Source organism: Cellulomonas algicola, from assembly GCF_003851725.1.
GTDB classification, from domain to species: Bacteria; Actinomycetota; Actinomycetes; order Actinomycetales; family Cellulomonadaceae; genus Cellulomonas; species Cellulomonas algicola.
The window spans coordinates 1-10,327 of record NZ_BHYL01000345.1; the positions used below are offsets into that span (position 1 = coordinate 1).

General features: G+C 73.3%; 12 protein-coding genes. 8 read left to right on the forward strand and 4 right to left on the reverse strand.

Features of this window, described 5'->3' with window-relative positions:
• A partial coding sequence (locus CTKZ_RS18515; RefSeq protein WP_160142935.1) for an NAD(P)/FAD-dependent oxidoreductase occupies window positions 1-772 on the forward strand: 772 nt, incomplete at its 5' end.
• Between the two features lie 57 nt (window positions 773-829).
• Window positions 830-1,078, forward strand: a complete 249-nt coding sequence (locus CTKZ_RS18520; protein ID WP_124344305.1) for a hypothetical protein — start codon at window positions 830-832, stop codon at window positions 1,076-1,078.
• Between the two features lie 51 nt (window positions 1,079-1,129).
• Here CTKZ_RS18520 and CTKZ_RS18525 read toward each other — a convergent pair whose 3' ends face one another.
• From CTKZ_RS18525 to CTKZ_RS18540, 4 genes are all read right to left on the reverse strand, one after another.
• Window positions 1,130-1,708 (reverse strand): TerD family protein, encoded by a 579-nt coding sequence (locus tag CTKZ_RS18525; RefSeq protein ID WP_124344306.1) that lies wholly within the window; start codon window positions 1,706-1,708, stop codon window positions 1,130-1,132.
• Between the two features lie 35 nt (window positions 1,709-1,743).
• Window positions 1,744-2,901, reverse strand: coding sequence for a DUF475 domain-containing protein (locus CTKZ_RS18530; RefSeq protein ID WP_124344307.1), 1,158 nt, complete (start codon window positions 2,899-2,901; stop codon window positions 1,744-1,746).
• Between the two features lie 86 nt (window positions 2,902-2,987).
• Complete coding sequence (locus CTKZ_RS18535; protein WP_124344308.1) at window positions 2,988-3,566, reverse strand: TerD family protein; 579 nt, start codon at window positions 3,564-3,566, stop codon at window positions 2,988-2,990.
• On the reverse strand, window positions 3,566-4,141 hold the full coding sequence (locus CTKZ_RS18540) for a TerD family protein (protein ID WP_124344309.1): 576 nt from the start codon (window positions 4,139-4,141) through the stop codon (window positions 3,566-3,568). Before CTKZ_RS18540 ends, CTKZ_RS18535 begins: the two co-directional genes overlap by 1 nt.
• 237 nt (window positions 4,142-4,378) lie before the next feature.
• Here CTKZ_RS18540 and CTKZ_RS18545 point away from each other — a divergent pair, with 237 nt between their 5' ends.
• From CTKZ_RS18545 to CTKZ_RS18570, 6 genes are all read left to right on the forward strand, one after another.
• Window positions 4,379-5,593 carry a toxic anion resistance protein gene (locus tag CTKZ_RS18545; protein ID WP_124344310.1) on the forward strand — a complete coding sequence of 405 codons (1,215 nt, stop codon included), beginning with the start codon at window positions 4,379-4,381 and terminating at the stop codon, window positions 5,591-5,593.
• Window positions 5,577-6,104, forward strand: coding sequence for a hypothetical protein (locus tag CTKZ_RS18550; protein ID WP_124344311.1), 528 nt, complete (start codon window positions 5,577-5,579; stop codon window positions 6,102-6,104). The genes CTKZ_RS18545 and CTKZ_RS18550 overlap by 17 nt, the downstream gene beginning before the upstream one ends.
• An 11-nt stretch (window positions 6,105-6,115) precedes the next feature.
• Window positions 6,116-6,685 (forward strand): TerD family protein, encoded by a 570-nt coding sequence (locus CTKZ_RS18555; protein ID WP_124344312.1) that lies wholly within the window; start codon window positions 6,116-6,118, stop codon window positions 6,683-6,685.
• Window positions 6,686-6,912: 227 nt separating this feature from the next.
• Complete coding sequence (locus CTKZ_RS18560) at window positions 6,913-7,815, forward strand: hypothetical protein (RefSeq protein WP_124344313.1); 903 nt, start codon at window positions 6,913-6,915, stop codon at window positions 7,813-7,815.
• A 385-nt stretch (window positions 7,816-8,200) separates the two neighbouring features.
• The gene (locus CTKZ_RS18565; protein WP_124344314.1) at window positions 8,201-9,370 is read left to right on the forward strand and encodes an HpcH/HpaI aldolase/citrate lyase family protein; all 1,170 of its coding nucleotides are present in this window, start codon (window positions 8,201-8,203) and stop codon (window positions 9,368-9,370) included.
• Window positions 9,367-10,327 (forward strand): phosphoribosyltransferase domain-containing protein (locus CTKZ_RS18570; RefSeq protein ID WP_200829820.1); only part of this gene is annotated, 961 nt, incomplete at its 3' end. The genes CTKZ_RS18565 and CTKZ_RS18570, both read left to right, overlap by 4 nt.

The window sequence follows — 10,327 nt, forward strand, 5'->3', positions numbered from 1 at the left end:
CGCCGGGGCCGAGCTCGCCGCCGCGCTCGCGGACCGCTGCGGCGGTCGGCCCGGGCGCGTCGTCCTGGTCCACCGCGGCGACCGCGTCGTCCCCGCCCTGCACGCGCGCCGCCCACGCCTCGCCCGGCGGGTCGAGCACGAGCTCGCTCGCCTGGGCGTCGACGTCCGCACCGGCGTCGCCGTGACGTCCGCCGACGACGACGGCGTCACGCTCTCCGACGGCACCCGCGTCCGCACCCGCACGGTTCTCGCGACCACGGGACAGCGGGCGGTCCGCCTGCCCGGCACCGAGCCCCTGGCCCGCGACGACGACGGCCGCCTGCGCACGCTGCCCGACCTCACGGTCCGCGACGGGGTCTGGGCCGCGGGCGACGCGGCACGCGTGCTGCACCCGCGCACGCACGAACCGGTCCCCGCGAACGCGTTGTGGGCGATCAAGGCCGGCGACCAGGTGGGCCGCAACGTCGCCCGCGCGCTGCAGAGCCGCCCCGGGCTGCCGTTCCGCTACCTGGGGCTCGGCCAGGGTGCCGCGTTCGGCGTCGGCCACGGCGTCGCCGACATCTGGGGCCTGAGCATCACCGGCCCGCTCGCCTGGACCCTGCGCCTCGTCTTCTTCCTGCGCTTCCTGCCGTCCCGCCGCCGCGCCCACGCGATCCCCGCGGAGCTCCGCCGCCGTCACCGGCGACGTCGCGGGCAGACCGTCCTCTCCGATCGGAGCCTCGACCTCGGGGTCCGTCGCGAGCCGACAGCGCTCACGACCGTCGAGGGCTGACGGCGGCCGACCAGTGATGGAGTGCCGGGAGGAAGGTCGCCGAGGCAGACTGCCGACGTGGTGACGCTGCGGATCGATGACGTTCCCGAGGACGTGCGGGACGTGCTGGCGACGCGGGCACGGAGCGACGGCCTCAGCCTGGAGGCGTACCTGCTCGCGGTGGTGCTGCGCGAGGCGTCGTCCGCCCGCAACCGGGTCCTCGTCAGCGGCCTCAGCGAGTGGACGACGGGTACCGGCGTGACGGGTGAGGACGTCCTCTCCGTCCGCTCGACGAAGGCTGCCGCCAGTGACTGGGACGACGACTGAGGGCGGGGCACCCCGGAAGGTGACCCGCCCTCAGGCGCTGTGCGGGGTCGGTCAGAGGACCTGCGAGACCGCCGGCAGCATGTCCTTGATCGTGCGGCCGCTGGTGCGGACGCCGAGCGCCGTCATGCTCCAGCCGGCGCCGTCCCGCGTCACCTTCGCCATGATCTGCGCGGTGTGCGAGCCGGAGCCCGACAGGTCGTAGCGGGCGACCTCCTGGCCGGTCGTCTCGTCGATCAGGCGGCAGAACGCGTTCTCGATCTGCGCGAACGTCTCGCCCGTGTAGCTGTTCACGACGAACACGAGCGTCGTGACCGCCGGGTTCACGCCGGTGAGCGCGACGCGGATGGACTCGTCGTCACCGTCGCCCGCACCGGTCCGGTTGTCGCCGGTGTGCTGCACCGCGCCGTCCTTGCTCGCCAGCTGGCTGAACCACACCTGGTCGACGAGCGCACCGTTCGCGTCGAACAGCAGCGCCGAGGCGTCGAGGTCGACCGACTTCTCCTTCGCGCGGCCGAACAGGCCCTTGACCTTGATGGCGTCCCAGCCGAGGCCCATGCGGACCTGCGTCAGGGTGCCGCCGTCGGACTTGGTGAGCGAGACGGTCTGGCCCTTGGTGAGGTTGACGGACACGTGCGGCCTTTCGACGGGGCGGGTGGGTCGGGAGGTCAGGGGGTGGACGTCAGCTGCGGCTCGCGGTCGCCCTCCGAGCCGCCCGGGTGCGCGGCGCGCTCCCGACGGTTGCGGCGGACCGACGCGGCGAAGGCCGCACCGATGAACGCGACGCCCACGAGGCCCGTGATGATCTCGTCGACGTGGAAGCCGATGCTGACCAGCAGGATCGCAGCGAGGGCACCGATCGCCCAGTGCGCGCCGTGCTCGAGGTAGACGTACTCGGACAGCGTGCCCTTGCGGACCAGGAACACGGTGATCGACCGGACGAACATCGCGCCGATGAAGCCGAGGCCCAGGGCGATGATGATCGGGTCGGGCGTGATCGCGAAGGCGCCGATGACGCCGTCGAACGAGAACGACGCGTCGAGGACCTCGAGGTAGAGGAACAGGAAGAAGCCGGCCTTGCCGGTGGCCTTCGCGAGCTCCGTCGGGCCGGACCGGCCGGTGGACTTCTCGGCGACGGCCTTGTCGGCGACGGCCTCGGCCTCGGCGGGCGCGTCGGCGTCGGCGGCGTCGGGCACGTTGAAGAGCGAGCCCAGCCCGTTGACCGCGATGTACGTGATCATGCCGAGCACGCCGGAGACCATGACGATCGCCGGGTCGTCCGCGAGGAGCTCCGCGGCGAGGACGAGCGCGATGCCGCCGACGACGACGGAGAGCTGGTCGAGCTTGCCGATCTTCGCGAGGGGCTTCTCGAGCCAGGACAGCCAGGTGATCTCGCGGTCCTCGAAGATGAAGTCGAGGAAGAGCATGAGCAGGAACATCCCGCCGAACGCCGCGATCTGCGGGTGCGCCTCGTTGAGCAGGTACCCGTAGGTGCCGGGCTCGTGCGGGTCGCCCTTCTCCATCGCGAGCGAGATCGCCTCGACCGGGTTGAGGTTCGCGGTGATGCCCACGATGAGCAGCGGGAAGACGAGCCGCATGCCGAAGACGGCGATCGCGATGCCGACGGTGAGGAAGATCCGCTGCCAGAACGGGCTCATCCGCTCCAGGATCTTCGCGTTGACGACCGCGTTGTCGAAGGACAGCGACACCTCGAGGACGCCGAGGATGAGGCACAGCACGAAGGCGTTCCAGCCGCCGTAGAAGAACGCGACGACGAGCGACACGATCGTGACGGCGAGCGACCAGCCGAAGATGCGGAAGAACACGGGACTCTCGATCTCGTGAAGGGGTGGGGGTGGCCGCTGCAGGGCCGACCGCAGTCTAGGAGCGACTGCGGCCGGCCGTGCGGCGGTCAGCCGATCTGGACGCCGAAGTCCGTCGCGATCCCGGCCAGGCCCGTGTCGTAGCCCTGGCCCACCGCGCGGAACTTCCACTCGGCGCCGTTGCGGTAGATCTCCCCGAAGATCATCGCCGTCTCGGTCGAGGCGTCCTCGGACAGGTCGTACCGCGCGAGCTCGTTGCCGTCGGACTGGTCGACGACGCGGATGAACGCGTTGCGCACCTGCCCGAAGCTCTGCTGCCGCGCGGGTGCGTCGTAGATCGAGACGGGGAAGACGATGCGCTGGACGTCGGCGGGCACCGCCGCCAGGTCGAGCACGATCGCCTCGTCGTCCCCGTCGCCCTCGCCCGTCCGGTTGTCGCCCGTGTGCGTCACGGACCCGTCCGGGCTGGTCAGGTTGTTGTAGAAGACGAAGTGCGCGTCCGACAGGACCTTGCCGTTCGCACCGACCAGCAGCGCGCTGGCGTCGAGGTCGAACCCGGCACCCGTCGTGGTGCGGACGTCCCAGCCGAGCCCGACGAGCGCCTTCGTGAGGTTCGGCGCCTCCTTCGTCAGGGAGACGTTGCCGCCCTTGGCGAGGACGACGCCCATCAGACGCCGACGCCGAAGTCGCGGGCGATGCCCGCGAGACCGGACGCGTAGCCCTGGCCGACCGCGCGGAACTTCCACTCCTCGCCGTTGCGGTACAGCTCGCCGAAGACCATCGCCGTCTCGGTCGACGCGTCCTCGGAGAGGTCGTAGCGCGCGAGCTCGCTGTTGTCCGCCTGGTTCACGACGCGGATGAACGCGTTGCGCACCTGGCCGAACGTCTGACGGCGGTTGTCGGCGTCGTAGATCGAGACGGGGAAGACGATCTTGTCGGCCTCGGCCGGCACACCGGCGAGGTTGACCTTGAGCTGCTCGTCGTCGCCCTCGCCCTCACCCGTGAGGTTGTCGCCGAGGTGCTGCACGGAGCCGTCGGCGCTCGTGAGGTTGTTGAAGAAGACGAAGTGCTTGTCCGAGAGGACCTTGCCGTCGGCGCCGACCACGATCGCCGAGGCGTCGAGGTCGAAGTCGTCGCCGGTCGTCGTGCGCAGGTCCCAGCCGAGACCGACGACGACCGCGGTCAGCCCGGGCGCCGCCTTCGTCAGGCTGACGTTCCCGCCCTTGGTGAGGCTGAGAGACACGTGCTCCTCCTTCGCGGACCGGGGGGAGCGGCTCTCCCGCCCGTCGGACGATCCCAACGACCGTTCCGGCGCCGGGGTTCCGAGCGATGCTATCCACGCGGACCGGGCCACGACGTCGGTCCGCAGGAGGATCCGCCCGGCCGGACGAGCACACGCACCCCCGCCGCGTCCTAGAGTCGTTCCCGTGCCCGGCGGCGCCGGGCCACCTGCCCGAACGCCCTGCCTGGAGGTCTCCCCATGTCCGAGCTCGACCTCGGGTCGACGCCCACCGCCCCCGCCCCTGCGGCGCCGGCGCCCGGTGCGCTCGTCCTCACGCCGCCCGCCGCGGTCGTCGTGGTCAAGGAGGAGCAGGCCGTCGGGGCCGTGCCGCTCGAGGACGCGAAGCAGGTCGAGCTGCGGACGAAGGCGAACGCGTTCGTCGCCGAGCTCACCGCGATCGACGCGAAGTCGCCCGCGTTCAGCCAGAAGGTCGCGTCGATCACCTCGATGGGCGAGCAGGACATGCGCGCCGCCGCGACCGTGTCGAGCCGCATGCTCGACCGCCCTGCCGCGATCGTGAAGGGCAAGAACACCGGCGACGCCCAGACGCGCGTCGCGAACACGCTCGTCGACCTGCGCAACACCGTGACGGACCTCGACCCGAACCGGGCCGACCTCACGGGCGCCAAGAAGGTCCTCAAGTGGATCCCGGGCGGCTCGAAGATCGACCAGTACTTCGCGAAGTACCAGTCGGCGCAGCAGCACCTCGACGCGATCATCAAGGCGCTCGCGTCCGGCCAGGACGAGCTCCGCAAGGACAACGCGGCCATCGAGACCGAGAAGGCGAACCTCTGGGCCGCGATGGGCCGCCTCGCCGAGTACAACTCGCTCGCGTCCGCGCTCGACGACGCGCTCGTCGAGAAGATCGCGCAGCTCGAGGCCGCGGGTCGCCAGGAGGACGCCGACGCCGTGCGCGCCGACGCGCTGTTCCCCGTGCGCCAGCGCCGCCAGGACTTCATGACGCAGATGGCCGTGTCCGTGCAGGGCTACATGGCGCTCGACCTGGTCCGCCGCAACAACCTCGAGCTCATCAAGGGCGTCGACCGCGCGCAGACCACGACCGTCGCCGCGCTGCGGACCGCCGTCATCGTCGCGCAGGCGCTCTCGCGCCAGAAGCTCGTGCTCGACCAGATCACGGCGCTCAACACCGTCACCTCGAACCTCATCGAGTCGACGTCCGAGCAGCTCAAGATCCAGGGCGCGGCGATCAACCAGCAGGCGTCCGAGGCGACGCTCGACGTCGCGAAGCTGCAGGCCGCGTTCGACAACGTCTTCCAGACGATGGACGCGCTCGACACCTTCCGCGCGCAGGCCGTCGACTCCATGGCGCAGACCGTCACCGCCCTCGAGGGCCAGATCCAGCGCGCCCAGCCGTACCTGGAGCGCACCCGCCGGCGTGAGCTCGAGTCCTGAGAGCGGCGGTCGCCGCCGGGGGTTCTGGCAGCGGCTGCGCGACCGCGACGAGCCCGTCGCCGTCGTGCAGCCGCCGGTCGCGTCCGGCGACAGCCCCGCCGAGCTGCGCCGTGCCGTCGCCGAGGTCGTCCGCCTGGTCAACTCCCGGTCGGGCGACCTGCCCGTCGCAGCCGTCGTCAACGCGCGCCGCCTGACCGACCTGCTGCGCGAGGTCGTCGACACCGCCGAGGTCCGCCCGCTCGACGTGTACGCCGTGATGTCCGTGCAGGGCACCGCGACGGACTACCTGCCGACGACTCTGCGGTCGTACCTCGCCGTCGACGAGTCGCTGCGCGACGTCCCGCGGGGGAGCGGCGTGACGCCGACGCAGGCGCTGATGATCCAGATCGACACCCTCACGACGTCCGTCGCGGCCACCCTCGACGCCGTGCAGCACCAGGACGCCGACGCCCTCATGACGCAGGGCTCGTTCCTCCGTACGAAGTTCGCCCGCTCCGACCTGGACCTGTGAGCAGACCTCTGATGGCAGCCCGACCCATGCCCCGTGGCGGCAACGCCAACCTCACGCGCGAGATCCCGCACCTCACGGGCGTCGTCGTCGGCGTCGCGCTCGCGTCGCCCGAGACGGTGCTCGTCGACAACCTCGTCGTCGCGACCCTGCTGTGCGACGACGCGACCCAGCTGCTCTCGCGCGAGCACGTCGTGTTCTTCAACCAGCTCACGTCGCCCGACCTGTCCGTCGCGCAGCTCGAGAAGGCCCGGTCCACCGGCGACCTCGAGCAGATCGAGGTCGACCTGCGCGACGTGCCGCCCGAGGTGTCGCGCATCGTCGTCGTCGCCTACATCAACGAGGGCCTGGGCCACCGGCGCTCGCTCGGCCAGCTGCGCGAGGCGCGCGTCCGGGTGCTCGACCTCGCCGGGGACGACGAGCTCGTCGTGTCCGAGAACCTCGCACCCGCGCTGTCGACCGAGACCGGCCTCGTGCTCGCCGAGCTCTACCGCAACGGCCCGCACTGGAAGTTCAAGGTCGTCGGGCAGGGGTACGCCGACGGGATCGCGGGCATCCTGCGCGACCACGGCCTGCGGTCGTGAGCGGCGTCGGCGTCGGCCCGGCGGGCGCACCGCCGCGGCACGACCTGCCCTGGCTGCGGCGCCGGCGACTGCACCCGGACGCCCCGTCTCGTCCCGCCCCGGGTGGGACGTCGTCGGGTGCGTCGTCGGGTGCCCGACCCGCCCGTGGGACGTCCGCGCCCGAGACGTCGCTCGACCTCTCGCGTCCGTCCGCGACGCCCGCGCGGCCTGCCGCTCCTGCGCCGGCCGTGCCGGCGTCCCCCGCTCCGCGACCGTCCGCGTCGCAGGGCACGTCGCTCGACCTGTCCGCGCCCTCCTCCGCGCCGGCGGGTGGGACGTCGCTCGACCTGTCGCCGTCGTCGTCGTCCGGGACGTCGCTGGACCTGCCGTCGTCCGCGCGCCCGTCGGCGCCGGCGTCCGCGTCCGGGACGTCGCTGGACCTGTCGTCGCCCGCGCGTGGGTCGTCGGCGCCGGCAGGCGCGTCGCTCGACCTGTCCGGCGCGACGACCCCCACGGCGGCGTCGCGACCGGTGCGCCCGCGTCCGTCCGCGGCGGCCGGCGACCTCGTGCTCGGCTACGCGCCCGACCGGCTGGCACCGGGTGGGCGCGCGTCGCTCACCGACGACCGCCCGACGCTCACGCTCGACCGCCTCCAGTCCGGGATCGGTGTGCTGACCGTCCGGGCGGCGGTGTCGGAGCACATCGGCGACCTGCGGCTCGCGGCGGCGTACCGGCTCGCGACAGGGGAGTCGTCGGTGCTCGACGAGGCGCGCGGGCTGTCCGTCGCGCCGGTCGGCACCTCGCGCTACGTCGTCGTCGCCGCGCGGGACCACGGTGACGTCCTGCGCCTCGACCTGCGGCAGGTCCGGCGGCTCGAGCGGCTCGTCGTGCTCGCCTTCTCGCCGTCCGGGGAGACGCTCCGGTGGGGCGGGGCGCTGCTCGTCGAGACGGCGGACGGCGCGCGCGTCGACGTCGCGCTCGACCGTGAGCCCGCGTCGGGCGTGCTCGTCGCGCTGTCGATCACGCAGGTCGCGGGCGAGCTCGTGCTGCGCGCGGAGGACGAGCTGGTCCACGGCACCTTCCGCGACGCGTGCCTGGCGTACGGCTTCACGTCGATCACGTGGGTCGACCCCTGGACCCCCCTCACCTGACCGCGGCGTCCACGACGGATCGACGCCCCGCGCCACCGCACGACCCACGCTCGACCGGCGCCCGCGCCACCGCACGACCCACGCTCGACCGGCGCGACCCGGGGCTGGGTACCCCTCAGGGCACCGCACCGGTCACCAGGCCCGGGTCGACGGCGTCGGGGCCGCGAGGGTGACACCGGCGCGAGGACGGGCCGGTCGGGTGGGCGGCGCGACCGCTGTCGGCGGCGGCGGAACCCACGGTGTGCACCGGACGTTCACCTGGACGCGCGGTGCACGTAGCACCGCTGGGCTACCGTGTGCGCGCGCCCCGCACCACCCCCTGCGGCGGGCCGCTGACGGACGGAGTCGACATGCAGGTCACCACACCCCCGGGACCGGGCGCCGCGTGAGCGCGCGCCACTTCTCGCACCTGCCCGACGAGGACGTCGAGCGCCTGTTCTCCCGGCCGCCCGAGGCGCTGGGCCGCTCGTGCCCGCCCGCGCTGCTCGCGGTGGCGCTGGGCGCGACGCTCTACATGCCCGGCACGCGGCCGCAGCTGGCCCGTGACCTGGTGCGACGTGCCGCCGCGGGTGCCGTGAGCTCGGTCGTGTGCCTGGAGGACGCGGTCGCCGACGCGGACGTCCCGGAGGCCGAGCGCAACGTCGTCGCGCAGCTCCGCGAGCTCGCCCGCGACGAGGCCGCCGCGCCGTTCGTGTTCGTGCGCGTGCGCAACCCCGAGCAGATCCCGGCGATCGTCACGGCCCTCGGCGACGACGCGCGCATCCTGTCGGGCTTCGTGCTGCCGAAGTTCACCGAGACGCACGGCGCGGCCTTCCTCGACGCGGTCGACGACACGGCGGCGACGGCGGGCGTCCGGCTGCTCGCGATGCCCGTCATCGAGTCGCCCGAGATCATCCACCGCGAGACGCGCGAGGACGCGCTGCTCGGCGTGCAGCGGCTCCTCGACAAGCACCGCTCGTCGGTGCTCGCGGTCCGGACCGGCGCGACGGACCTGTGCAGCGTCTACGGGATCCGGCGCGGGCGGGACCTGACGATCTGGGACGTGCGGCTCGTCGCGGGCGTGCTCACCGACGTGATCAACGTCCTGGGCCGCGCGGACGGCACCGGGTTCGTCGTCACCGGGCCCGTGTGGGAGTACTTCAGCAGCGACGAGCGGCTGTTCAAGCCGCAGCTGCGGCACACGCCGTTCGACCAGCACGACGCGAACCGCCTGCGCGCCGACCTCATCACGCGCGACCTGGACGGACTCATCCGCGAGGTCGTGCTGGACAAGGTCAACGGCCTCACCGGCAAGACCGTCATCCACCCCAGCCACGTGCCCGTGGTGCACGCCCTGTCCGTCGTCACGCACGAGGAGTACGCCGACGCGACCGACGTCCTGGAGGCGGCCGGCCGGTCCGGCGTCTCCGCGTCGCGCTACGGCAACAAGATGAACGAGTCGAAGCCGCACCTGTCCTGGGCCGAGCGGACGATCCTGCGCGCACGGGCCTTCGGGGTCGCCGCAGAGGACGTCGGCCTCGTCGACCTGCTGGCCGCGACGGCGGGACGCGCGTGACGGCGCACGTCGACGCGCCCCGCTCGGACGCGCCCGGCGCTGCGTCGGCGGTGACGTGGACCGGTGCGTGGGTGTCGGACCGGCTCGACCTCACCCTGCGGACGACCGGATCCGCCGTCGGCCTCGACCTGACGGACCTCGTCGGGCTCGCGGTGCGCCGCAACCCGCGCCGCGCGCACCTGCTCGTGTCCCGCGTGCTCGGCAAGCACGTCCCGACGGACCCGCGCGTGGTCCGCGGCGCAGGCCTGCTGCTGGGCGCGCTCGCGTCGCGGTCGCTCGTCGGGCCGCCGCCGGTCGAGGCGGCGGACACCGGCGCGGACCTCGACGACCGCCTGCTGAGCGCGGGCGCCGTCCTGCGCGACGCCCTCGACGGCGACCCCGTCGCGCCCACGCTCCTGCCCGGCGTCGTCGCGGACCTGGTGGCCGACGTGACGGCGCCGGCCGTCGTGCTCGGGTACGCGGAGACGGCGACGGCCCTCGGTCACGCGGTCGCCGACGCGCTCGGCGGTGCGCCGTACCTGCACTCGACGCGGCGACCCGTCGCGGGCGTGCCGTCGGTCGGGGCGTTCGAGGAGGACCACTCGCACGCGACGACGCACCTGCTCCTCCCGGCCGACCCGGCGCTGCTCGCGTCGGCCGCACCGCTCGTGCTCGTCGACGACGAGCTGTCCACCGGCACGACCGCGCTGCACACGATCGAGGCCGTGCACCGGCTCGCGGTGCGGGACCGGTACGTCGTCGCGACGCTCGTCGACCTGCGCACCGACGACGACCGCGCCCGCGCCGCCGCTCTCGCCGACCGCCTGGGCACGCGCATCGACGTCGTCGCGCTGGCCGCGGGACAGGTCGAGGCCCCGGCCGACGTGGTGACCCGCGGCGCGACGCTCGTCGCGGAGGTCGACGCCGCCGCGCCCGCGGGCCCGAGACGCGCCGACGACGCGGGTCCGGGCCGGGCAC

Excerpts from the sequence above, each read along its gene's own strand:
- CTKZ_RS18535 (WP_124344308.1), bottom strand. The coding sequence starts at position 3,566 with ATGGGCGTCGTCCTCGCCAAGGGCGGCAACGTCTCCCTGACGAAGGAG.
- CTKZ_RS18545 (WP_124344310.1), top strand. The coding sequence starts at position 4,379 with ATGTCCGAGCTCGACCTCGGGTCGACGCCCACCGCCCCCGCCCCTGCG.
- CTKZ_RS18555 (WP_124344312.1), top strand. The coding sequence starts at position 6,116 with ATGGCAGCCCGACCCATGCCCCGTGGCGGCAACGCCAACCTCACGCGC.